Raw genomic sequence first — 22766 nt, 5'->3', positions numbered from 1 at the left:
TCGCCAGAGCCTGGTTCAGCCGAGGCCGAACCAGCCCAGGACGGTCTGGACGAGCAGGATGGTGGACATGCCGCCGACACCGACGACCACGACGGTGGCGGCGATCCGGTACCGGGGGGAATTGGCCGCGTCGCCGAGCAGGCTGCGGCGGTTGGTGAGAATGAGCAGGTAGACCAGCACGATGGGGCTGATCAGCCCTTGCAGGACCTGGGTGCCGATCAGCAGCTGGATGACGTCGACCGGGGTCATCGCGACGGCCGCGCCGAGCACGATCTGCGCGGTGAACAGCCCGAGGAACAGGGGTGCGTCGCGGAAGCTGCGGGAGACCGAACGTTCCACCCCGGCGGCCTCGCCGATCGCGTAGCTGGCGGACAGCGGCACGACGGCGCCGGCGAGCGCGGAGGCGCCGACCAGACCGAAGGCGAAGAGCAGTTCGGCGTCCTGTCCGGCGACCGGCTTGAGCGCGGAGGCGGCCTGGGCGGCGGACTCCAGCGGACCGGTGCCGCCGATGGCGGCGGCGGTGGCGACGATGATGGTCAGACTGATCACGCAGGCGAACACCGCGCCGAGGATCGCGTCGGCCCTGATGAGGCGGTAGTCCCCGGGCTTGGTGCCGCGGTCGACGACGCCGGCTGCGGCGTAGAACTGCATGTAGGGGCTGACGGTGGTGCCGATGAGGGCGACGCCGAGCAGGATGAACGCCTTGCTGGGCTCGAAGTGCGGGATGACCAGATGGGATCCGACCTGGCCCCAGTGCGGGTGGCCGAGAATCATGGCGATGGGGTAGGCGAAGAACACCAACGACATCAGCAGGAAGATCCGCTCGGCGTAGCGGTAGGAGCCGAACAGTACCAAGGACCACAGCAGCAGTGCCGCGGGCGGGATCACAGCCCATTTGGGGGCGCCGAGGAGTTCGAAGGCGGCGCCGATCCCGGCGAACTCGGAGACCACAAGGCCGGTGTTGGCCAGCAGTAGGCAGCCCAGCGCCAGCGCCGTCAGACGCAGGCTGAACTGCTCGCGGATCAGTGCGCCCAGACCCTTGCCGGTGTACGCGCCCAGGCGTACGGCCATCTCCTGGACCATCACCAGGGCGACGGTGACCAGGACCATGAAGAACAGGGTGCCGTACGTGTACTGGGAGCCGGCGCTGGCATAGGTGGCGATGCCGGCGGCGTCGTTGCCGGCGTTCGCGGCGACAAGGCCGGGGCCGGCGACCGTCGCCACGAGCGCCAGGCGCTGCCATCGGCCGCGCAGCCCCCGTGGCCGCGCCGTCGGCGCCGCGCCCATGGCGGCGGTGTCCGGGGCCGTCGTTGTGGTGGCGGCGGTGGGATCGAGGTCGCGGGTCACTGCAAAAACCTCCGAAAGTGCAGGCGCCCGCGCTCGGGCAGCAAAGCGTCCAGTACATCGTCGGCCAGGATCCGCCCGAGCGGCCGGCCCAAGTCGTCGATCACGAGCAGGGAGGAGACGCGGGCGGCCACCAGCAGTTCGGCGGCCTGGTTGATGCGGGTGTCGGGGCGGACGGTCACCGGTGGACCGAACTGGGCCAGCCAGTCGGTCAGGTCGCCCACTGATGTGGTGTCCTCGGCGACCGCGAGGTCGAACAGGGCGATGTCGGCGACCAGACGTCCGTCGGTGTCCACCACGGCGACGGCGTCGATCTCGGTGCGGTGCTCGGCCTGCCCGGCCAGTTCCGCGCGCACGTGCCCGATGGTCTGCTCGCGTCGGGCGATGACCACCGTGGTGGTCATCGCCCCTCCGGCCGTGCCCTCCCGGTGGGCCAGCAGCCCGCGCAGTCCGGCGGCGTCGCCGTGCGGCATCCGGGCCAGCAACCGTTCGCGTTCGTCGGCGTGCAGGTCACGCAGGGCGTCGACGGCCTCGTCCGGCTCCATCTCCTCCACCAGCCGCGCGGCGTGCTCAGGCGGCGCCTCGCGCAGCAGATTCTCAAGCTCGGCCGGTTCCATCTCCTCCAGCGCGTCAGCCGCCTGGGCAGGGTCCAGCCAGCCGAGCAACTGCTGGCGCTCGCTGCGGCCGAGGTCTTCCAGGACATCGGCGAGGTCAGCGGGCCGCAGCCGGTGCAGCGCGGACCGCGAGGCGCGCAGCCGGACCTCGGCCGGCCCGTCGGTGGCGTGCTCGGCGAAGGGCGCGACGGCCTGCCAGTCCAGCACCCGCTCCGGAGTCGGGCGGGCCTGCCAGCGGCGGGGGCCGAGGCGACGCAGGAGGGTGGGCAGGGACACGTCCACCCCGACCAGCACGACCCGGCCGACCAGTGGCGCGAGGTAGAGGTCGGCGGCGCGGGTGACCTGGACGCCGTCGACGTCGACGAGCTGGTGGTCCAGCACGTCCCGGGCGAGCAGCACCTCGCCCGGGCGGCGTTCGTACTCGCGCAGGTCCACCCGGGCGGTGGACAACGACACCCCCGCTGTATGGATCTTCGCGACCGCGTTCGCGGTCAGGAACGCGTGGCGGCGACCGACCCGGACGACCAGACCGGCGACCGGAGGGTAGGGGTCGGCGCCGTAGAGGCGGGCGACCACGTCCACGACGCGGCCGACCTCTTCGTCGGCCTGATTGGTGACCGGGCAACCGATCAGACCAGCCAGCGACACCAGCGAGGCCCGCACAGCCTTGGTGGCGGTCGCCCGGCGTTCCAGATGAACCCTGCGGTCTCGCAAGCGGTCGGATGCGGTCATGAACAGAGTGTTGGCGGACAAGATGAACACCCCCTTGCCCCGAGCAGGCGGGGCACGGGCGGCCGACGGCAGCACCTGCTTCCCCGGCCCAGCAACCTGCGGACGCCGGGCCGCGGCGCCGCACCCGGAGTACGGCCGGGCAGGCGTCAGGGACGGCGACCGGCAAAGAGCCGAACGACAGTCAGGGAAGAAGCGGCTGCCCCGGGCCGCGGAAGGACGGCGAGGACACCACGGGAAGGGGCCGACTATGGCCCGGACTACTGTCCATCTCGCCTCCTTGCGGCCGGGGACACCCCCCGCGGGGCGTCGCAGCGACTCGGCAAAGAGCGGACCGGGCGCATTCCCGGCTCACCCCAACTCGTCAGAGCTTTGGCACTCCACGGCGTAATCCCCGCGCGGGGGAAGCCACTTGGGGTCACCCCTTAGGTCGGGGAGACCTGTCCTGATCCGGAGCGTCTCTCGACGGGTGGGATCAGTGGCCTGTGTCCGTGAAGACGCCTCACCGAACGAGGTGCCTATGACAACGGGCGAATACTACGCCTGCTCTCAGCCACCTGGCCAACCCGGTTTCACGGGCTCGGCGTGAAAACGTCGATCAGTCGCCCAGAAGCACGCGGTCCGAGACCATCGAGTCCGAGGATTGCGCCGGCCGCGACACATGGCGAAGAGCGCCCGTCAGCTCGTGCGTGACAAACCTGAGCGCCCGGGAGGGCTTGCGGCGCGGAGCGGTGTCTGGACCGGAACTGCCCTGGCTGGGGGTTGGCGTCACCACCGCGTACAGGCGACCGAGGTATTCGTCGCCGGGATGAGCGACGCGGTGGTGTACGCGATGCGATGCCAGACCCGGCTGGCTGGCGGACTGCGGCGGACAAGCGGAAAGGTATGAAAGGTATTGCCACCGGCGGGTGTTGGACGCGGTGCGCTACCTGGGCGCGGGTGCACCACCGGGCAAGCGATGCCCGCGCTCTGGCCCGCGTGGGCCAGGTCCGCTACACCGTTGAAGGTCAGCCAGGGCAGCGCTACGTCACGGAGGCCGAGGTCGGCAACATGTGCACGATCTTCGGGATCATCCACTTTGGGGAGACCTTCGGTGAAGAGGTCGAGGTGAGTGTCGAGGAGGACTTCAGCGAGGCCGTCGTACTGCGCCTCCCTGTCGCGGAGGACAGCCGCCGCGAGTAGTAAAGGGGGCGTGATCTCCTCGACCCGGGTCGAATCCGGCCCCGGGATGTCAGCGTCCCGGGGCAATGTCATCTCTTCGATGCTCCGGCTTGGCCGCAGTTGGTGCGCAATTCAGGTTCTCAGGCGCTTGACGGTCGGCAATGGGAAGTTGCTTCTGACGAGTATCGGCGGAGGCAACGGCCTTCGACGGTGATGCCGCTCATGACCGAGCGCAGGCGACCCACCAACTCGGTGCGACTGGAAGAAGCAGAGGATCCCCGTCCTCACTGATGTCGAGCATCTCTTGCGTACGGTCCGTGAAGTGTGTCGCTGGGTGATCATCTTCTGGTCCCGCGTTCGTTGTCGTCCCTCATGGCCTACCGCACCGTCGTCGAGGTCGTCACCGAAGACATGCCCTTTCTGGTGGGGCCGTGCGTTGCGCATCTCGTCTGGGACTGGAACGGCACTCTTCAGTCTTGCTGACAGGGGCGGGCGTCGCGGAAGTGGCCTTCGGTGGGGGCGACCTGCACCTTCCTCACTCGGGGGTGCCTTGGGCAGTTGTGTAGGGCGGGCACGGCGGCCCAACTCTGCACGGAGGCGGACGAAAACCCGTCCGAGCGTCCGTGGGCCCAGGTGTGCTCGTTGTTCCGCCCCACGGCTTCATGGCAGGTGGGAGGTTCCAGCGCGAACCGAGTACGGCCTATTCCGCAGGCCAGGGGGGCCAGTTATGCAGTAGGGCAAAGTTCCTGTCCTAGTTTTGTACACATAAGGCTCATGACAGCACAGCGGTTTGGAGCGGTAGCGTTGCAACCGAATCAAGCGTCAGTCGGGGGTTTCACACCTGCGTTTCTTGTGTGACGTGCGCCCGAACTCGGCATGCCACGATCACGGCCTCGTACCTGACGAAAGTTCGTTTCCGCTGAGGTGGCGGTGCGACGCGGCAGAACTACCCGCGTCGACTCCGCCGCCGTTTACGTCCAGCCCCGTCCCGCCCTGCCATAACACGCGACAGGACAAGAGGAGTACGCACCGTGGCTACAACTCGTAGAGCAGACAGCGCCCGGCGACAGCCGCAGTTCGAACTTCGCTGTGGTGGGCTGCACTTGACCATCCAGAGCGTGCCGGTGTGGCTGATCACGCTCGTCGGCGCCGTCAGTGGAACCGGAGCGGCCTGGTGGACGAGTCGATAGGTCAGAGCGGGAGCCATGACGCGCTCTGGCTGTGAGCCGGTCTTAACCGCCATGCACAACTCCGTGTCTTGCTCACCCCGTAGTTTCTGGGCGCGTTCCTATCTTTGAGGAGAGGGACGGCTCTGTCCTTGAGGCCGGCGGTGCATCTTCGGTTGGTGACCGGTTCCCACCGTGAGACGGGTGGGAGGTGTCACCGCTTGGGCGGATGCATAGCGCATATGGGCGGGCGGAGAGTGGGGTCTCACCTCTGCTCCTAGACCCTGTGCCCGACTTGGGGGCGGGGGAGTGGTGTGTGATGGCCGCCGCCTATCTTCAGCCCCCCGGTGGCGTCCTGAAGGGCGCTCAACGCCTCGGGACGAAGCCGCTCGCCGACGGGATCCTCTCGTCTACCTGGCAAGTCGGCGGTAGCAGATCAGGGCGGCGGCGACCGGCTGCGTCTCGTCGGCCTCGCAGATGGCGAAGTACGCGCGGCAGGCGGCCTGGTTGACGTCCTGGCAGGGCCGGGACGGAGTCCGAGGCTGCCTCTGCCGGGGAAGCCCAGGCGTGCGCGGGGCTTCCTAGGTGCTGTGGCACAGCCAGTCGGCGATCGCCGCATGGGACTTGGCTCTCGCAATCACCGCTGCCTGCGCGGCGCGAAGGACCGCCAGCAGTGGCCATTCGCCGTCTCGGTGGCTGCGGAGTGTGAGCAGATGGAGGTAGCAGGATGCGACAAGGCCGAAGTTCCGCTCCAGGGAGCAGAGTTGGAGCCTCAGCTGTACCCGACGGGGCTTCGGCTGTCCAGACCGGGAGGCCTCTCAGATGCCTCATCAACAGGAACTTGCGCTAGCCCTGCCTCGATGACAGTGCCAGTAGGCATCAAGATCCCGTTGACGACGAAGTCGTCATGGGCTGACGGCCGTCGTTAGGAAATTGTGCAGTGCAGCGAGATAGTCGACCCTGACCGCATCCTGCAAGGGAAGCAACGCGAGCCCCGAATTCGCCAGTTCCGACGCGGCCTCGGCCACGGACTCCGCTAGATCGCCGCGGCTGACCCTGGCAATCACCCCTTCATTCCACGCCACGGAGATTTCCTTCTTCCCTTGCCGGAACACCAACTCGAAGGACGTGTCGACTCCTGTGAAGGTCAGCTCTTTTCCTGCGCCGGTTAGGAAATCCCCGAGGTCGTCGAGCAGCTGCGTCACGGATAGGTAGATCATCATGCCCTGATCCGGGACGTGTCCAACGCTGGAGGCTTCCCCAAGATGGCCCTCGCAGACCAGGTCGCCCAGGTCAAACCCGCTGGGGGTGCCTTGCCCCGGCCGCACGCAGAATCTGAAGTTGATCAATAGGTAAAGCTCCTTCCGGCAGGGAAGAATGTGATGATCCTGTTTCCGTCGGAAGAATCCACGACGAGCCGGAAACGGGCTCTCATTCCATTCACAATCATCCGCTTTTCGAGTGTCTGGATTGTTCGACTAGGGTCGGAAACCCGCGTGCCTCTGTCCAAGATTATGTGTGCTGCTTCTTCGACCTGCGCACGTGTCGTCGAGGGCGGTAGAAGATCACCGTGACCTGAGGCGCTGTTACCCGTAATGTGACATTCATCGACATTTAGGCGCCGGGAGGAGAGTGCGCGCGGTCTCGTAGTGGGCTGGTGGGGACGAGGCGTCGCGCTCGGTGCGCGATCTCCTGTAGGAGCCGGCGCCCACGACCGGCCCGGCGCGGCACTTCGCCTGGCGCCGGGAACCGCACCGCCCATCTCGCGCGTTGGCTTCACGAGTGCGGAACGTACGTCTGCTGGGCCCGGACCGACCACGCCCGGGTCGGCCCGAGACTGCCCGGCTGCTGAAGGTGGCGGGGCCATGATGGGGGTGGTGACGGGCCCGCGTCGCGCAGGTATCCCTCCCCGTCGCGGGCCCCTCCCCCTCGCGGGCGTCAGAGCGCGCTGAAGCCGCTCTCGCCCGGTCGGCGGCAGCCAGTGATGGCCGCCAGGGGGATTCCCCCGATGAAATCCATTTCCTGGGTGGGGCCGACGGGACCGATGACGGCCGCGGTCGCGGTCTCCAGGGACGTGCTGTTCGCGTAGACCGTCGGCTTGGTCAGGATCCTGCTCCGCGCGGGCGGCGCGGCGAATCGATGCCAGCCGCTGACCTGGATCTGGTAGAGGTGCCGGTCGTTGCTGGCGTACCCGCCGCAGTCCTCGTCCAGCGCCGTGGAGACCAAGGTCGGCTTGGGGCTACTGACATGGGCCCGGGCGTAGGCAATCGGGTCCTCGAGGAACGCGGCGAGTTCGGACGCGACGGACGTGCTGTTGCGGGACCTCATCCCGTTCGCCTGCCGGATGGTCTCGGGGGAGCGCCCATCGGCTCGGAAGAAGACCAGGCTTGCCGATTCGGCGAGCGTGTACCCGTGCGCGGGCGTCTCGGCCTGCGTCTGCGCGGGCTCCGCGGCAGCCGACGTCTGCCCGGCCGAGGCGGCCTGGTCGGCGTTGGAGGTCTGCGCGGCGCCGCCGAGCCTCAGGTTGTCGGGCTTGTTCGGTACGGGCGGCGGCCTTTTCCCGTCGGAGGGCGCGGTCTGTACGGCGACCGGGCCGCCGCGACCCTCGTGGGCGGCGTCGGCGGCGGGGGCAGTCCGTGGCTCCACGGCACGTTGCACATCGAGCGGTGCCTGCATGACGCGCTGTACGTTGTCCTGCGCGTTGACCTCCGCGACGCGCACCCGGGAAGGGCCGGCGCCGAGCCGCGCCTCCGGTCCTTGTTCTTGGCGCACCGGCTCGCCGAGGGGCTTTCCGGCGCTGCGGAGCATCTGGACGACCGCGGCGTTGCCTGCGGCGGCCTGTAGGCCGAGCAGTCCATGCTGCGCGGACGGGGCGGATGCGGGCCCACGGGCAGGGATACGGCTGTTGCCCGTCCCGGTGTGGGAGCCGGCCTTCTCGTGATCGTGCACGGGGGTCCCTTTTCTTGCGTGAAATCCTCAACTTCCCTGGATACGTGGCGAGGGGCCGCTGGCGCAAGGGGCTAACGGGCAGCATGCGGTGACCGGACGGGCACATCCGATGTCGCGATGATCCGGGTGTGGGCCGGCCTGTTCCCGTCGGGGGGAGAACACCCCTGGGGTCCAGGGCGGGCGCAGTTCCTCGTAGACGTCGTCGTCCGCTACATCGCGACGCGCAGTTCGTGTTGGCAAGCGTTTTAGAGCTTTCGATTCGATCCTTCTGCGATCGCTACGAATCCGCTGGAGGGCACCGTCGCGGCTACAACGGCGACACCGCGCCCTCCCCGCACGTTCGATATCGCAGTCGCCAACATCCTGGGCGACTCGGTACAGACTGTCGCCTTTGACGCCAGCGTCCGGGTGGCCAGGTGGCCGGGTGCCCGGGCGCCCAGGTGCTTAAGGGGAAGGTGGACAATCAGCCCGGAAATGTAAGGCGTTTGCGGGCTGAGCCCGCGCCGAATCGGCTGATTCGGGTCGGGATTGGCGGAAGTGCTGCTGGCGGCGCAGCCAAGGCCGCAGGACTCTTGGTGCGGTCTGCAAGCAGAGTCAGGTCAAGGGAGGATGAATGCGCAAGATCATGACGACCGCCGCAGCACTGTCCCTCGCCGTGGGGGCTGGCCTCGCCGTAGCCCCTAACGCCCAAGCGGCAACGCCCTGCCCGAGCGGAGCATTCTGCATTCGTGAGACAAACGGCGACATCCTGAGCCGGAACATTTTCTACAGCTACGGCGCGCACAACCTGTCGAACGTCACCGGCAATCGAGTACTGGTCAACAGCCAGACCGGCGGAGCGGGCTTCGAAGTCTGCTGGGGATACAACGGCGTGAGCTGTTCCGGGGTTTCTCGCGATACGGGGGAGTACGACCCGTACGACATGACGCCCATCAACTCCGTGGTTCTTGTACGGTAGTTATTGCCATCTGCGTTCGATTCGGCGGACGCCGCAATAACCAAATTGCGCGCCACCCTCACAGGTTCTCCCAGGTCCAGGGCACGTGAATTGCTGACCGGCCATGGCAAAAGCCGCCCGCTGCTCGCTCATGTTTCGCACCATCTCGCGGTCGCCGTGAGGGCCCTTTCATCGCGTGCTTGAATGCCGCTGCCCGGCCACGGTTGCCGGGCAGCGACCAGGTCCCGTGGCCGCAATATCGACCTGGATGACGTCGGACTCCCGCACCTCCCGGAGACTGCCTGCTCGGTCGCGGTGCGGCGCCGGCGGTAGCCGCTTCGTTCCACATTCCGCCTCTTCCGTCGCCTGTGCGCGGCCGGCCCCAACGTCGCACGCATGGCTCAGAGTTCACCACTTGCGCAACGAGGCAATGGTGGGATACTCGACCCGGCGCGGTGGCATGTACGCGACAAGCGGCTCCAGGGTCACAGGTGACCCACGGGCAAACCGTCGCGCCGGCCGAGCCCGGCGAACCCCGAGTCTGGGCTCACCCCCCCCACAGGAGGTTTCGAGTTGAAACAGCGATGGATACTCGGGCGACGTACGGCGACCGCCGTATCGGTGGCCCTGGCGCTCGGTGCGGCGTTGACGATGCAGAACGCCGCCGAGGCATCTGCGCCCACTCCCGCCCGGTCCGCCGCCTGGGCCGGGCAACTGGCCCACCGGATTGACACCGCCCTCGCAGGTCGCACCGCGGGCTCGTACTACGACGCCACAAGCAAGCAGCTGATCGTGAACGTGCTCGACGCGGCAACTGCCGACAGCGTGCGGAAGGCGGGTGCCGAGCCTCGAACCGTCAAGCATTCGATGGCACAGCTCACCGCGGCGCGAGAGGTGCTGAAGGAAAAGGCTTCCATACCGGGAACAGCCTGGTCGATGGACCCGGTCAGCAATAAAATCGTCGTGAAGGCCGACCGAACCGTCAGCGGTGACCGGCTCACCAAGCTGAGCCAGACGGTCCGGAGCCTCGGCGACAGGGCCACATTGAAAAGAACGGCCGGACGCTTCCAGCCGCTCATCGCGGGCGGCGACGCGATCTGGGGCAGCGACGCGCGCTGCTCGCTGGGTTTCAACGTCACCGTCGGCGGCCAGCCATACTTCCTGACTGCCGGGCACTGCGGCAACGCCGTCTCCAACTGGTCTGACCAGCAAGGCGGTTCGGAGATCGCCGTCACCGAGGCTTCCACCTTCCCGGGACACGACTACGCGCTCGTGCGTTATACGAGTGACATCGACCATCCCAGCGCCGTGGATCTGTACGACGGCACCTCCCAGCAGATCGACTCCGCCGCGAATGCCACCGTCGGCGAGCAGGTCCAGCGCAGTGGCTCCACCACCGGAGTCAACGGCGGCCAGGTGACCGGCCTCGACGCCACCGTGACATACGAGGAAGGCCAGGTGAACGGCCTCATCGACACCACTGTTTGCGCGGAACCCGGCGACAGCGGAGGCTCGCTCTTCGACGGCAGTACGGCACTGGGCCTCACCTCGGGCGGCAGCGGTGACTGCACCTCGGGCGGCGAGACGTTCTTCCAGCCGGTCCCGGACGCGCTCGAGGCGTACGGCGCACAGATCGGCTGAGCATCGGGGGCGTCCCGGCGGACACTTCATGCCGCTGCGCCAAGCGGCATGAAGTGTCATGCGTGACTCGACATGCTGGATAGGCACCGGTAGCAAGGGTGGGCGGATCCGGGTCCGGTCTGCAAGCGGCGGTGGATCTCACGACGCCGTTGCCGAGCAGGGCAGCACCATCACGAACGCCCAGACGCGGGCGCGGTACCGCTTGCCGGTGCGGGGGTTGGTCCACTGGCCCAGGAAGCCGTAGTCGATCCTGGGCCTCCTCGCCCGCCCGGCCCAGTCGGCCTCGCTCATCGGCCGGCCGCGCCCGGGACGATCCCTGCCGCCTCCGTCGGCGCCCGGTACTTCCTGACCGGCTTGTGCTCCACTCCCAGCGACGCGGCCGGCGCGCTCTTCGAGCGGCCCGCGCACGTTCAATGCTGGATCAACGGGCAGGCCAGGGTTTCTCCCAGGTCAGCGCGTACCGACGTAACACGCGGCGGCGGTAGCGCACGCCGGGTAGCAGTAGCCGGGCAGCAGCCCGCACCTGCCCGTAGCTCATCTGAGGGTCGGCGACCGGCATGCCTCGCGGGCCACGCGCGCGACGCAGACCCTTCGTGATCCGCACGATCGGGGCAGCCGCGATCAACGCCGCCCACTCCGTCACGTTCGCCTCGCGGCCAGCCCGACCAGCACCAGTGTGCCGCCCGGCCGCAGCAACTCACGCATGCGGACGAGGGCCGCCTCGAACTCCATGTGATGGATCGTGGTCACGGAGCAGACGAAGTCGTACTCCGCACTGGGAAGTTCTGCGGCGAGGAAATCTCCCTCGACGAAGGCGAGTTGAGTGTCGCCAGCCGCGGACTAGCATGCACAGGCGATCATGTCCGGCGACGTGTCGACCCCGGTGACGTGTTTCGCCCGCCCGGCGAGCTTCCGGGCCAGCAGCCCGCCGGGGGATGCCTGGGGAATTGCCTGACCGTCGGCATGCGGCCTCGGTCGTGGTTCATCGCTGCGGAGAACTCATGCCACATGGCGTCGGGGATCGCTCGTGACTGGTCAGCGGGCGCACGGGCCGAACAGTTCGGGAGGACACGCCCGCACGTCCAGCTGCCTGCGGGGAGCCAGGTGCGGGGTCACACGCTTCTCCCTTCCCGCAGTTCCTCGCTGCGGGCCTGGCGGCGCAGCTCGGTACGGGCCGCCGTCGACCGGCCGGCCGGTTGTCCAGTAGGGATGGCTGGCGATGCGGCAGGACAGCAGCTGTAGGCGGCGCCGCAGCACGGTACGGAACGGAGTGCGGGCGAGCGCATCGTAGGTCCGCATCCAGTCGCGCTGGGTCTGTACGAGGTCGGGGGGAAAGGTTCGCGCCATGGCTCAATTAGACCAGGTGTTCGAATTGCTGCGCATCTTCGGCTCGCGAGCCCCTTGGCCCTCGGTGGCTGGGCGGGATGGCTGCCACCTGGGCGACGTACTGTCACCTCGGGCGGGCGCTCTTCCATGTGGTCGTGAGGCGCGTGTCCCGTCGCATCCCGGTTGGCGAATTCTCGAGGGGGCTCAGCCGTGCTGGCGGATTCTCCCGTCATCGCGTTCAGGGCGGCGCCGCACCGGATGCGTGCGGCCCGCGCTGCAAGGGGTGAGGTCGGTTGGGCGTTCAGGATCGGCGCGGCGTCACTGGGGCGCCGGAGGCCGCGTCCCAGTTCGGCCGGCCGGTCGGCTGGTAGGGGCTCTGCATGGTGAGGAAGCGGACGTCGAGGTCGGTCTCCAGGTAATCCATGCGCCGCTCCCAGAAGGCCTGCATGTGGGGGAGGGCAAGGTGGGCGTCGAGATCGGCCTGGGAGCGCCAGGCCTCGTAGAAGACGAAGACGCCGGGGGCGTTGCGATCTTCGTGGAAGTGGTACTCCAGGCAGCCGGACTCCTGCCGGGTCGGCTCGACGAACGAGAGCAGCAGGTGCTTCAACTCCTCGGCGCGTTCGGGTTTGGGGCGAGCAAGGCCGACGAGTGCGAATGGCTGAGGCATGCGGGTTCTCTCCGGTAGGTACAATCAAACTCGTACCTCCCGGACGCTACCGAACTCCTAGGTACGATGCAATCCATACCTAAGGGGAGGTGTCCCGAATGCCCGATGGTGAAGGCCACCCGAGCATCGAGGAGATCGAGCTCGGCCAGGTACTCTCCGCGCTGGCAGATCCGCTGCGCCGCCGAGTGGTGCGTGAGCTGGCAGCCGAACCCGACGGCGCGGCGCGGACGTGCAGCTCCTTCGGGCTGCCGGTCTCCAAGGCGACCGTCACGCACCACTTCCGTGCACTGCGCGAGGCCGGGTTGATCCAGCAGGTCGACCGGGGCAACAGCCGGATGGCCAGCCTGCGCCGGGCCGACATCGAACAGCGGTTTCCTGGACTGCTGGGCATCGTGGCAGCCGAGCCGGAGGAGTGAACTCAGGAGCGGGACAGTCCCCTTCACACCAGCACCCTGACTCACGCGCGTCGCGTCAACGCCGCGTCCACGGCAGACGCGACTTCCGCAAAAGCCGGGTCGGTGAACGTCAGGAGCCCGGCTTCTGGAACCATCTGGCAACGCCGCAGGTCAAACGCTTTCACGTGTGTCACATGGGCTGCGACAGGACACCGTGACACGTTGGTTGGAACCATTGACTGCGTGCCTCGGAGCAGGGCTCATGGGCCGGCTGCGGCTGCGGCTGCGTGTAGATGGGGCGGTGCGGAGGAGTTGCGGAGGTCCGCCGTGGTGGCGCCCACCACAACGACGGCGCCGAGGCAGAGCAGGCCACCGCTGACGAGGGCTCTCCGCCCCGTGCAGACGGCCGGTGCTCTGAACAAACGGCAGTCCGGGACGGTGGCCTTGCTCCCGCTGCCATGTGAACACCCGCATCGGAGCGAACTCACGCAACCCGTACCGGACCACCTCCTCAACCGACCGCGTCAGCTCTCCACTGGTGGTCCGCCACATCACCGACCAGCGCGATTCCCACCCCCGGGCCACGTCGAGCCCGGCCCGGCCAGCGGAGACATCGACCGGCGCGAGCAGGTCGGCCCACGAGCACCGGTGCGACCGCAGCGAGTCGGAAGGAGTCGCCGGGGCCTCGCTGCCGTACCCGGACGACCCGCACTTCGTGTCCACGTCACCGAACAACCGCGCCGTCCGCGCCCGCCGACCCCCACGATCGAAGTTGGTGACAACTAGAGCGAAAAACCACGGGTGGTGACAACCGGAATGCCCAAATGGTGACAGGTGCCGCGCTCAAGGCCGCGCTCAGCGCCAGCTCGCCGACCCACCTTGGTGTCAACCATCTCGCCCAGTCACAGCCATCGAGCCTCGAGCCATCGAGCCTTCGCACTGTGGCTGCGTGCGTCGGTTGGTGCCGCCCAGGCCGGACCATGTCCAGCGCCGCTGGCCACGACGATCCGACCGGCGACCCAGGGTGGGTGCAGTGCACCCACGCCCCTGCGACCGTCGGTGAATAGCGTGGCCTGCATGGAAAGCAAGAACGAACTCGGTGATTACCTGCGTGCCCGTCGCGCGGCGGTCGCACCGGCGGATGTCGGCCTGCCCGACGACGGGCCCCGACGGGTGCCGGGGCTGCGGCGCGATGAAGTGGCACTGCTGGCCGGGATGAGTACGGACTACTACATCCGGCTGGAACAGGGCCGCGAGCGGCACCCGTCCGAGCAGGTGCTGCGGGCGATCGCCGGGACACTGCGGCTCGACGCCGCGGCGACCACCCATCTCTTCCGGTTGGCCCTGTCCACCGTCGGGACGGAGGCTGCCCCGACGACCGTCGCTCCCGAGTTGCTGCGGCTGATGGACGGCATGCGTGATGCGCCGGCCTTCGTGGTCGGGGTGGCGCAGGACGTGCTGGCGGCCAACGCGATGGCGCGGGAGCTGTACCGCGGTTTCGCCCGGTACGACAACCTGCTGCGGATGATCTTCCTGGATCCCTTCGCTCGCGAGTTCTACGCCGACTGGGACCGCGCGGCGAGGATCGCGGTGGGCAACCTGCGGGCGTCCTCCTCACAGTTCCCGCAGGACGAGCGGATCGAGCGGGTCGTCGGCGAGCTGAGCGTGCGCAGCCCCGCCTTCACGGGCCTGTGGGCGCGCTACGAGGTCCGTCCTCGTACGCACGAGGACAAGCACTTCCGGCACCCGCGAGTGGGAGAGATACGACTGCACTTCGAGGCGCTTGCCGTCACGAGCGCCCCCGGACAGCACCTGTCCGTCTACAGCGCGGAACCCGGCAGCGCCAGCGCCGACGCCCTGGTCCTGCTTGGCCGGCTGTCCGAGCAGGAAGCGGCCCTGACGGACCTGACCGATCCTGCGGAAGAAGCGGAAGAAGGAGAATTCCGATCATGATCGCGTCACTGGGCGACGCCACCGGCACTTTTGAGATAGCCGGCAAGAAAGTCGCCCGTCTCGGCTTCGGCGCCATGCGCCTGACCGGACTCGGGGTGTGGGGTGAACCCGACGACCGTCAGGAGTGCGTCCGCGTGCTGCGCCGCGCCGTCGAACTCGGCGTGCAGCTGATCGACACCGCGGACTCCTACGGACCGTATGTGAGCGAGGAGATCATCCGGGAGGCGATCCATCCCTACCGCGACGACGTGCTGATCGCGACCAAGGCCGGGCTCACCCGCAACGGACCCGACGTGATCAGGACCGACGAGGGAATGGTGCGCCTGGGTCCGGCGGCGTGGCCGCCCGTCGGGCGCCCGGAGTACCTGCGGCAGCAGGCTCTGATGAGTCTGCGCCGGCTCGGCGTGGATCACATCGACCTGTTCCAGTTGCACCGGGTCGATCCGAAGGTCCCGTTGGAGGACCAGGTCGGCGAGCTGAAGAGGCTCCAGGACGAGGGAAAGATCGTCGCGGTCGGACTGTCCCAGGTCGCCGTCGGCCAGATCGAGCAGGCGCGCGCGATCGTGGAGATCGCCACCGTGCAGAACCGTTACAACCTCACCGACCGCGGCTCCGCCGACGTCCTGGAGTACTGCACCCGTCACGGCATCGGCTTCATCCCCTGGGCGCCGGTGGCCGCCGGCGCGCTGGCCCGCCCCGGTGGCCCGGTCGACCGGATCGCGACCACTCACCACGCCTGCCCGTCGCAGGTGGCGTTGGCCTGGCTGCTGGCCCGCTCCGAGGTCGTCCTGCCCATCCCCGGCACCTCCAAGGTCGCGCACCTGGAGGAGAACCTGGCTGCGGCGACCCTGCGACTGAGCGACGCGGAAACCGACGAACTCACCGCCGCGGTGTGACAGCAGCCCCAGCAAGACAGCAAGACACTCCCCTTTCCCATCGCTGTTCCACTGCCTGTTCCCAACGAAGAAAGATGCTTGCCATGCTGTTGCCCTCCGATGAGAGTGGCCGAGGCCGCCCCGTGGTCCTGCTGCACGCCCGTCCCACCGACCGCACGATGTGGGGCGCTCACCTTCCGCTGCTCGCCGATGCGGGCGTGCGGGCCATCGCCCTGGACCTGCCAGGCCACGGCGACGCGGTCGTGGCCGAAGGCCGTGAAGTCGCCCCCTGGACGGACGTACTCGACACGCTCGACCACCTCGGGGCGGACCGCTTCGTCCTGGCCGGGAACTCCCTCGGCGCGCTGGTCGCGCTCCAGGCAGCTGTCACGGCACCCGAGCGGGTCGAGGGCCTGGTGCTCGTCGGGTACCGGCCCCACGACCAGCCCGCCTCCCCACGCCTGCGAGCCGCCTGGCACGCCGAAAGGACGGCGCTCGCCGCCGGAGACCTGGACGCGGCGGTGGCAGCCGGCGTCGAGGCGTGGACTTCGTCCGGCGCGACCGACGAAGTACGCGCTCACGCGGCCCGGATGCTTCGCGGCCAGCTCATCGAACAACTCGCCCATGGCGAGCCGACATGGGCGGCGGACCCGCTCGGCGAAGGAACGGCGGCGCTGCGCACACTGAGCGTTCCCGCCCTGGTCGGCGTCGGTGAACACGACATGCCCGACTTCTTCGAGGGAGGCGAAGGACTGGCCCGCGACCTCGACGCCGAGCAGACCGTGGTCATCCCCGGCGCAGGACACCTCGCGCCGTTGGAACAACCCTCCGCGTTCTGCACCCTGCTCATGGATTTCATCCGCCGTCTCCCGCATGCGACGTGCCACTCGCGGCCGGCTCGGATCAGCCGGGAAGCTTGAGGTCCTGGCAGTCGTGTTCGCCGGGTAGGAGCGGCCGGAAGCGCAGCCGGAACGTCGAGCCTTCGCTCGTCCACAGGGCGTCCGGCCGGGCGGAGGCCAGCAGTTGGCGGGCGCGGTCGAGGTCGGCGCCGCGAAGCACCGTGCAGGAGCCGCCGTTGACGTGCTCCCCGGCGCCCAGTGGACCGAGTGGCCATGGCTGAGCGCCGGATGCTCTCCCGGTTCCCCAGAGCGCCGCGGTCACGGCCAGTCCGGAGTACGCGTACGGGGCGGAACCCCCCGTGCGGTCGGCGGCCGGGAGCTGGTCCGGAGTGAAGGCGGCGAGGCGGGCGATGCCGCCCCGGCGCCCCTTCTCGCCCGTGTCAGGCAGGACGACCTTGGTCACCACGTTCCGTCCCGCGACGCCGAGGACGACGACAAGACCTGGTGCGTCGGGCGCGGCCCTGTCGTAGGTGTGCGGCTGGTCGAGGCCCGCCTGGAGAGCACTCCGGTACAGCCGCTCGACGGCCCCCTCGGTGAGAAGCTGGACCTCAACTCCCGTCAGGGCTCCGGTGGTTGGCCCGGGCGTGTAGATTCTGCGGTCCCCGTACAGTGCGAAGTCCGGCAGTGGGGCGCCGGGGTCGGCCGGTGAGCTGGGGTAGTGCTGGGCCCGCAGGACCAGAGTCGCGGCGCCGCGTGGCACGGGGGTGTCGGCGGTTCGCGAGGCACCCGTGCCGCAGCCGGTGAGCAGTAGGGCCAACGGCACAGCCAGGCTCAGGAGACGGGGCGCGGTACGCAAGCGTGGGGACACTGGTTCGGACGTGCCGCGCCGTAATCCGGTTCCCACGTTTCGTCGCCCCTCTTCTCTTGTGTTCTGGTCTGTTCTGTTCTCGTCGTGCGTGCGAGTGGGATTGCGGTGCGTACGGAGCGATCGCCTCCCGTTGCCTCCCGTTGTCTCTCGCTCCGTACGCACCGATTGCTTCGCGCTCCGTACGCATCGATCACACTGACCGGATCAACGAGTCAGCTGTGGCCCCGGACCTATGACGTGGCCAGCGTGAGGGTGTAGGTCCCGCTGCCCGCCTTGTTGACCAGGACCACGCCGTAGCAGCCGGCGGCCGACGCGGTGTAGGTGAACGACTCGGCCTTGCCCGGGCCCTGTCCGCCCGCCTTGGCCGCCGCGAAGGCGCGCGGCTGCACCCAGGTGCTCGGCTGGGCCGGGTCCGACGCCATCAGGAACAGTTCGGCGTCCTGGCTCGGGTCCGACGGGGTCGCCGTGATCGTCGCCTTCGTGTTCGCCGGAACGCACAGGTCGCGGACCGTCACGATGTTGTCGGGGGCGGACATGGCGATGGCCTCGCTGCTCTGCGTCTGGCGGGCCCCCTGGGAAAGCTGGATCCTGTACTCGCCGTTGCTGCCCGTCGTGTCCACGCGGGGATAGATCTCACCGAGCGGCCGGTGGTTGGAATCGACGGCCACGAAATCGACGACGTCCTGGCCGTCCGCGCTCTTGGCCAGAAGCTGCTTCTGGTCGCGGTCGCCGTACATCTCCAGGGAGAGCGATCCGCCGGCGGGCGGCCGTACCGCGGTCACCGACCAGAAGACGACGTTCGTCGCGTAGTGGAAGTTCTGCTGCGCCGGGTTCGGCGCGGGCCTGGTCAGCGTCTGGTTGTCGGCGAGGGGGTTGCGGAAGCCGTAGTCGATCGTGTCCTGGTAGAGGCTTCCCTGCACCGGGTCGGAGACGTTGTAGCCCTTCTGGCCGCGCAGGTTCCAGAAGTCGTGGAAGGTGGGGGAGACGCCGGCCAGGAGGGTGTCCCAGATGTGGCCGGGCGCGCCCTCGCCGTAGTCGTCCCAGTACTTCTCGTAGCCGCTGTCGGCGATGTCGTTCAGCGCGCCCGCGACCCGGCCCTCCACGGTGTCACCGTCCTGCCAATTGGCGGTGCCCCACGTCTGGTTCTCCAGATCCAGATTGATCTTGTTGTGCGTGTCCACGTACTCCGGGTCGTGGTAGACGGCCGCCTGGTACCAGTCGGCGAAGCCCTCGGTCCAGGCGCAGCCGGCGGAGGAGGTGGATGTGAGGTAGTGCGGGCTACAGTTGGGGGCGGCCGGGAAGTGGTTGCCGTAGACGTCGTCCATCACGGCGTGCCCGGTTTCGTGGACGACCACGGAACGCGAGTCGGGGTCGGGTCCGGTCAGGTAGATGTGCTTGTCACCCGTGCTGTAGAAGGTGCCCTTGGTCGAAGTGGGGCTCCAGTTGTAGGGGATCTGCCGGCAGTCGTGGTCGTGGGTGCTCCAACAGGCGCCCGGGGTCCAGGACTTGGCGTCATTCGCCTCGTCGAAGATGTGCAGCGACGGCATCAGGTTGGCGTCGGCCGGCTGTAGGAACCCGACGTCGGTGGTCGTTCCGTCGCCGACGTTCTTGAAGGTCTGGCTCACGAACCGGTACACGTCGTCGTCCGTGTCGCGGACGGACCACTGTCCGTTCTCGGCCACGAACCGGATGTAGTCGTCCTCGCCGCCCGCGTCGGAGGAGCAGATCTGGTAGTGGCCGGTGCTGTCGGTGATCGTGGTACCGAGGGTCTCGTCGCCGTACCAGTGCTTGGCGCGCAGCTGTACCTGGAGGTTGATGGACGGGTGCGAGGTTCCCGCCGGGAAATCGTAGTTGTAGCTGCCCTTGAAGCAGGTCAGCGCGTCCGCGTGGACGGTGTTGCTGTTGCTCTTGTCCGCGGCGTGCCGGGATGCGTCGGAGATTTGGTCCTTCTTCGCCAACTCCACTTTTTTGTAAGGAAGTTCGGGGGTGTCGCGTCGCGGAGTGATCCCGGCGGGCACTGTCGTGGAGCCCGATATGCCCTTGGCGGGTGCCTGGTAGCCGAGCAGGGACTGTGACGAGGTGCGGCCGACGGTGACGAACGTGCGGGCGGCACCGGAGTCCGTGCCGTCCCGCTTGGTGCCGCTCACCCGCACGTCAACCGGGGCGGCTCCGGCCGCCTTGGCGCGTACCGTGCCCTCGAAGTGCCGGGTCGCACCGCGCGCGAGAGTGACGGAGCCCTGCGCGCTGTCCAGCGGGCCGATCGGCAGCGGGGCCGCCGAGTCAAGGTGCCGCACCGACAGCCCTTCCGGGGCGGTGACCCAGCTCAGCGTGCCGGGCAGGTCCGCCTCGATGCCGGCGTCGGACAGGGCGGTCTGCGCGGTGACGTCGATGGAGATCTTCGCTGTCCCGCCGACCGCGGGAGCGTGGTCCAGCTTCGTGACCACGCGCACGCAACGGGCCCATTCGCCTTGCGCGAAGGTGCACTTGGGCGCCGCCGGCTTGGCGTTGCCTACCCCCTGACCGGCGGGGATACTCGCCGCGGCGGTGCCGCCGAACACGAGCGAGAGCCCGGCCCCCAGGGCTATGGCCCCGCGTAGTCCTGTTGAGCCGTGTAAACGTCTGCGTTTCATGTGTCTCCTCGCAAGGCACGGCCGTGAGACGCACGCAGCCGTGCGAACGGGTGGGCCCAGGAGGAACAGACGAAGGCGGCCATGGTGTGCCGGCGCCCTTGGCCTCCCCCGAGGCACACAACATTGCTCCTGACTGACGACCCCCGAACGTAGCCATCCGCACTACTCCCGACAACCCGTCCTTCCGGTAAAATCGAGGGGGATGCAGATCTCCCAACTTGCTTCACAGGCACGGGAGTTGAGTGAAAGTCCGGTGGATATGACGGCGATCACCGTGAGCTGTCGGGGCAGGATGACGCGCTCAGTGGACTGGCGGAATCGGACGGGAACTTCTGACGCATATCGCCGCCGAGGGTCCGCCCACAGCCCGGACCGGACGACGGGGGCCAAGGGCTTTGTCTCGCAGCCGCCCGGGCGGTGATGGTGGTCGAGCAGAACAACGGTACGTTGGCAGATCAACGGCACGTTGGCGCTGCGCGCGTCTCGCCGTGGATACGGCCATCGGCCCGATGCCGCCGTCTCGATCGTCTACTGGGCGTCCACACCGAACACGGCCCGCCGCACCTCACCACGCCCGCAGGTGACTGTACGCGGTAGGGGTCGGCCTTCCACCGGCCCGGAACTCCGCACAACAGGTGACATGGCGTTCGGGGGCCTGTTGGCCTCGGTGGCCGACTGCCGTGCCCGCGCTGGCAGTTCGGCAGGACGCGGAACTCGTCGCCAAGTACGAGGTGGCCGGCACGTGCTTCAGCGGCATCGCGGTCGCCCCCGAGGCGGTCGCCTCATGAGGACTCGTCGAACTCGTCGAACTCGTCGACCAGGGCAAGCTCCGGGTTCACGTGCAGGAGACGTTCCCGTTCGAACGCGTGCACAACGCGCGCCCGGCGCTCGACGGCGGTCACCTCCGGGGCAAGCGCGTCCTCACCATCTGATGGATGGCTCAGGCCCGTCTGGTGTGAGTGGTCCCGGACATAACGGGCGTCGCCTCGGTGACCTTCCCCAGTAACACCGAGGACCCCGTGATCCCGGGCACTCCGACGTGGGCCCGTCCTGTCCGAGTTTCTGTGGCTTTCCGTAACGGGGCGTCGACTCGCGTGTCACAGCGGTGTCTTGGCGTGACTCCTCCCGCAACGGATCAGCCGGTCCCGGGCCTCCTATGAAACAACCGGGGCCGCTCAGCCGGAATGAGCGACCGATGCCATACCGCTTCCAGGAGTACTGATGCGCGTCAAGAAGATGTCTGCTCTCGTCCTCACCGTCGCTGCTGCCGGCCTCTCGCTGACCGCGTGCAACGGCAGCGACGGATCGAGTGCTTCCGCCGACACCAGCGCGTCCGCCCACGCGAACAGTTCCAGCGGCGCGAGCAGCGCCTCAACTGCCGGTACCTCCACCGGCGGCCAGGGAGCGACCTCAAGTTCCTCCTCCACTTCCACCGGGGGCGCAGGTTCCGGCAAGGGCAGCGGATCCACTGGCCGGGCCGAGTCCTCGACGTCGGGTTCCGCGTGCAAGACCGAACATCTCGCCCTCAGTGCCGCCGCCAGTGGGGTCAAGGACGAGATAGTCGTCAACATGAAGAACACTGGCGCCGGCAAGTGCAGCATGCACGGCTTCCCGGGTGTCCAACTCGTGGGCCCTGACGGTCTGGGCGACAACAGGCCCGACGCGGCCCGCTCCGATGCCACCGCGTCCACCGTCACCGTCGGCCCCGGCGAGGAGACCCGCTTCCTGCTGCACGTGAGCCCGGACACCAGCGGCTCCGGGAAGACCTACACCCGCCTCCTCGTCACCCCGCCCAACGAGACGGTCGGGAAGGTCGTGAATCTCGGCCATGTGACCATCACCGTCGCCGCCACGAGCAGCACCGTTCCGGACGTCGTCGTCGATCCCGTCGGCTACCACGTCGGCTCCGGCAAGTAACCCAGCGGCTGGCCGGTGGCAACCGCGCGCGGGATGTGGGTTTCCGTGCGCACCCGCTGTCCTCGCGAGATGCCCCGGCGACGCATTGCATGCTGGCCGGACGTTAGCCCGCCGTTAGCAATGTTCGACATCGTGGCGCGATGAGAGCAAGAATCGCCATCACCGCGGCAACGGCGGCCCTGGCCGTGTGTTCCGTCGCCACGATCACCGCGGCCGCCGCCACCGCCTCCGCCGCGGAGTACACCAGCACCGTCACCACCGTGCCGACCTCCACCGGGCAGCCCATCAAGCCCACCTCCACCCCGCCGCCGCGTTCCACCGCCACTCCAAAGCCCGGCATGACGACGACCCCTGCCGTCCCGGGCAAGCCGGTGAAGCCGCCGAAGGGCACCTTCACCGGGAGGGCGAGCTGGTTCACCTCGAACGGCGTCGCGGGGGCGTGCGGGGAGCGCATCGGGGACAACGACATGTCCGTCGCCCTCGACTACAGGATGTACGAATCCGGGGGAACCGGACGCAATGCCTTCTGCGGAATGAAGGTCGTCGTCACGTACAACGGGAAGTCGGTGACCTTGCGGGTCGTCGACGCGTCTCCCACCACGCCGAAGAAAGGCCTCGACCTGACGCCGGGCGCGTTCTCGGCGCTCGCCTCCCGGGACGACGGCGACATCGAGGTCACCTGGCACTTCGTGAAGTAGGGGCGGCGGCCGGCTCAGGTACCGCTGGGGCCGGCAGCCTCGGAGGCCGGGGGCGGG

At 68.4% G+C, this 22766-nt stretch carries 17 protein-coding genes, 2 pseudogenes and 1 riboswitch; of the genes and pseudogenes, 10 read left to right on the top strand and 9 right to left on the bottom strand.

The genetic code is table 11. The features are described 5' to 3' along the window. Positions 1 to 15: 15 nt before the first annotated feature. Positions 16 to 1347 (bottom strand): NRAMP family divalent metal transporter, encoded by a 1332-nt coding sequence (locus ACFYM2_RS04500; RefSeq protein ID WP_388456230.1) that lies wholly within the window; start codon positions 1345 to 1347, stop codon positions 16 to 18. Beyond that, positions 1344 to 2690, bottom strand: coding sequence for a magnesium transporter MgtE N-terminal domain-containing protein (locus ACFYM2_RS04495; RefSeq protein ID WP_358996203.1), 1347 nt, complete (start codon positions 2688 to 2690; stop codon positions 1344 to 1346). The genes ACFYM2_RS04500 and ACFYM2_RS04495 overlap by 4 nt, the downstream gene beginning before the upstream one ends. Positions 2691 to 3035: 345 nt before the next feature. Further along, positions 3036 to 3208, bottom strand: a riboswitch (M-box (ykoK) riboswitch). Between the two features lie 418 nt (positions 3209 to 3626). Here ACFYM2_RS04495 and ACFYM2_RS04490 point away from each other — a divergent pair. Continuing rightward, positions 3627 to 3869, top strand: a complete 243-nt coding sequence (locus ACFYM2_RS04490; RefSeq protein ID WP_388833281.1) for a hypothetical protein — start codon at positions 3627 to 3629, stop codon at positions 3867 to 3869. 2050 nt (positions 3870 to 5919) lie between these two features. On the opposite strand, the gene ACFYM2_RS04485 is transcribed toward ACFYM2_RS04490, so the two are convergent. Both ACFYM2_RS04485 and ACFYM2_RS04480 read right to left on the bottom strand, forming a co-directional pair. Beyond that, positions 5920 to 6363, bottom strand: a complete 444-nt coding sequence (locus tag ACFYM2_RS04485) for a hypothetical protein (protein WP_388833278.1) — start codon at positions 6361 to 6363, stop codon at positions 5920 to 5922. A gap of 589 nt (positions 6364 to 6952) precedes the next feature. Beyond that, entirely contained in the window at positions 6953 to 7963 is a 1011-nt protein-coding gene (locus tag ACFYM2_RS04480; RefSeq protein ID WP_388833275.1) for a hypothetical protein, read from the bottom strand. 613 nt (positions 7964 to 8576) lie between these two features. On the opposite strand from ACFYM2_RS04480, the gene ACFYM2_RS04475 reads away from it, so the two are divergent. Both ACFYM2_RS04475 and ACFYM2_RS04470 read left to right on the top strand, forming a co-directional pair. Beyond that, a complete protein-coding gene (locus ACFYM2_RS04475; RefSeq protein ID WP_358996193.1) occupies positions 8577 to 8921 on the top strand; it encodes a hypothetical protein in 345 nt (114 codons plus the stop codon). Between the two features lie 600 nt (positions 8922 to 9521). After that, entirely contained in the window at positions 9522 to 10541 is a 1020-nt protein-coding gene (locus ACFYM2_RS04470) for a S1 family peptidase (protein WP_388833272.1), read from the top strand. Between the two features lie 138 nt (positions 10542 to 10679). Here ACFYM2_RS04470 and ACFYM2_RS04465 read toward each other — a convergent pair whose 3' ends face one another. The 3 genes and pseudogenes from ACFYM2_RS04465 to ACFYM2_RS04455 all read right to left on the bottom strand — a co-directional run bounded on the left by ACFYM2_RS04465 (position 10680) and on the right by ACFYM2_RS04455 (position 12534). Beyond that, entirely contained in the window at positions 10680 to 10832 is a 153-nt protein-coding gene (locus tag ACFYM2_RS04465) for a hypothetical protein (RefSeq protein WP_388833269.1), read from the bottom strand. Positions 10833 to 11180: 348 nt separating this feature from the next. Continuing rightward, a pseudogene (locus ACFYM2_RS04460) lies at positions 11181 to 11306 on the bottom strand (methyltransferase domain-containing protein); the annotation flags it as partial. A gap of 862 nt (positions 11307 to 12168) precedes the next feature. Continuing rightward, positions 12169 to 12534, bottom strand: a complete 366-nt coding sequence (locus ACFYM2_RS04455) for a putative quinol monooxygenase (RefSeq protein WP_388456240.1) — start codon at positions 12532 to 12534, stop codon at positions 12169 to 12171. Positions 12535 to 12632: 98 nt separating this feature from the next. On the opposite strand from ACFYM2_RS04455, the gene ACFYM2_RS04450 reads away from it, so the two are divergent. The 4 genes from ACFYM2_RS04450 to ACFYM2_RS04435 all read left to right on the top strand — a co-directional run bounded on the left by ACFYM2_RS04450 (position 12633) and on the right by ACFYM2_RS04435 (position 16677). Further along, complete coding sequence (locus ACFYM2_RS04450; protein WP_388833266.1) at positions 12633 to 12950, top strand: ArsR/SmtB family transcription factor; 318 nt, start codon at positions 12633 to 12635, stop codon at positions 12948 to 12950. A gap of 1056 nt (positions 12951 to 14006) precedes the next feature. Next, positions 14007 to 14882, top strand: coding sequence for a helix-turn-helix domain-containing protein (locus ACFYM2_RS04445; protein ID WP_388456243.1), 876 nt, complete (start codon positions 14007 to 14009; stop codon positions 14880 to 14882). After that, positions 14879 to 15778, top strand: coding sequence for an aldo/keto reductase (locus ACFYM2_RS04440; protein WP_388833263.1), 900 nt, complete (start codon positions 14879 to 14881; stop codon positions 15776 to 15778). The genes ACFYM2_RS04445 and ACFYM2_RS04440 overlap by 4 nt, the downstream gene beginning before the upstream one ends. 83 nt (positions 15779 to 15861) lie before the next feature. Beyond that, positions 15862 to 16677, top strand: coding sequence for an alpha/beta fold hydrolase (locus ACFYM2_RS04435; RefSeq protein ID WP_388456247.1), 816 nt, complete (start codon positions 15862 to 15864; stop codon positions 16675 to 16677). Here ACFYM2_RS04435 and ACFYM2_RS04430 read toward each other — a convergent pair. Both ACFYM2_RS04430 and ACFYM2_RS04425 read right to left on the bottom strand, forming a co-directional pair. Further along, positions 16661 to 17419 carry a hypothetical protein gene (locus ACFYM2_RS04430; RefSeq protein ID WP_388833260.1) on the bottom strand — a complete coding sequence of 253 codons (759 nt, stop codon included), beginning with the start codon at positions 17417 to 17419 and terminating at the stop codon, positions 16661 to 16663. The genes ACFYM2_RS04435 and ACFYM2_RS04430 overlap by 17 nt on opposite strands. A 275-nt stretch (positions 17420 to 17694) precedes the next feature. After that, positions 17695 to 19914 carry a hypothetical protein gene (locus ACFYM2_RS04425; protein ID WP_388456251.1) on the bottom strand — a complete coding sequence of 740 codons (2220 nt, stop codon included), beginning with the start codon at positions 19912 to 19914 and terminating at the stop codon, positions 17695 to 17697. 881 nt (positions 19915 to 20795) lie between these two features. Between ACFYM2_RS04425 and ACFYM2_RS04420 the strand changes: the two are divergent. From ACFYM2_RS04420 to ACFYM2_RS04410, 3 genes and pseudogenes are all read left to right on the top strand, one after another. Then, positions 20796 to 21026 (top strand): annotated as a pseudogene (locus ACFYM2_RS04420) (zinc-binding dehydrogenase); the annotation flags it as partial. 289 nt (positions 21027 to 21315) lie between these two features. Continuing rightward, entirely contained in the window at positions 21316 to 22011 is a 696-nt protein-coding gene (locus ACFYM2_RS04415; protein WP_388456253.1) for a DUF4232 domain-containing protein, read from the top strand. A gap of 140 nt (positions 22012 to 22151) precedes the next feature. Beyond that, positions 22152 to 22709 (top strand): RlpA-like double-psi beta-barrel domain-containing protein, encoded by a 558-nt coding sequence (locus tag ACFYM2_RS04410; RefSeq protein ID WP_358996164.1) that lies wholly within the window; start codon positions 22152 to 22154, stop codon positions 22707 to 22709. Positions 22710 to 22766: the final 57 nt, after the last annotated feature.

Origin of the sequence: Streptomyces sp. NPDC006711 (genome assembly GCF_042869775.1) — a bacterium.
GTDB lineage: Bacteria > Actinomycetota > Actinomycetes > Streptomycetales > Streptomycetaceae > Streptomyces.
Note: the sequence above shows the minus strand (reverse complement) of the source record. Positions and strands in the feature narration are given on the sequence as shown.

Coding starts and splice junctions, on each gene's coding strand:
- ACFYM2_RS04495 (WP_358996203.1), bottom strand. CDS start 2,690: ATGACCGCATCCGACCGCTTGCGAGACCGCAGGGTTCATCTGGAACGC.
- ACFYM2_RS04475 (WP_358996193.1), top strand. CDS start 8,577: ATGCGCAAGATCATGACGACCGCCGCAGCACTGTCCCTCGCCGTGGGG.
- ACFYM2_RS04465 (WP_388833269.1), bottom strand. CDS start 10,832: ATGAGCGAGGCCGACTGGGCCGGGCGGGCGAGGAGGCCCAGGATCGAC.
- ACFYM2_RS04455 (WP_388456240.1), bottom strand. CDS start 12,534: ATGCCTCAGCCATTCGCACTCGTCGGCCTTGCTCGCCCCAAACCCGAA.
- ACFYM2_RS04450 (WP_388833266.1), top strand. CDS start 12,633: ATGCCCGATGGTGAAGGCCACCCGAGCATCGAGGAGATCGAGCTCGGC.
- ACFYM2_RS04445 (WP_388456243.1), top strand. CDS start 14,007: ATGGAAAGCAAGAACGAACTCGGTGATTACCTGCGTGCCCGTCGCGCG.
- ACFYM2_RS04440 (WP_388833263.1), top strand. CDS start 14,879: ATGATCGCGTCACTGGGCGACGCCACCGGCACTTTTGAGATAGCCGGC.
- ACFYM2_RS04435 (WP_388456247.1), top strand. CDS start 15,862: ATGCTGTTGCCCTCCGATGAGAGTGGCCGAGGCCGCCCCGTGGTCCTG.
- ACFYM2_RS04415 (WP_388456253.1), top strand. CDS start 21,316: ATGCGCGTCAAGAAGATGTCTGCTCTCGTCCTCACCGTCGCTGCTGCC.
- ACFYM2_RS04410 (WP_358996164.1), top strand. CDS start 22,152: ATGAGAGCAAGAATCGCCATCACCGCGGCAACGGCGGCCCTGGCCGTG.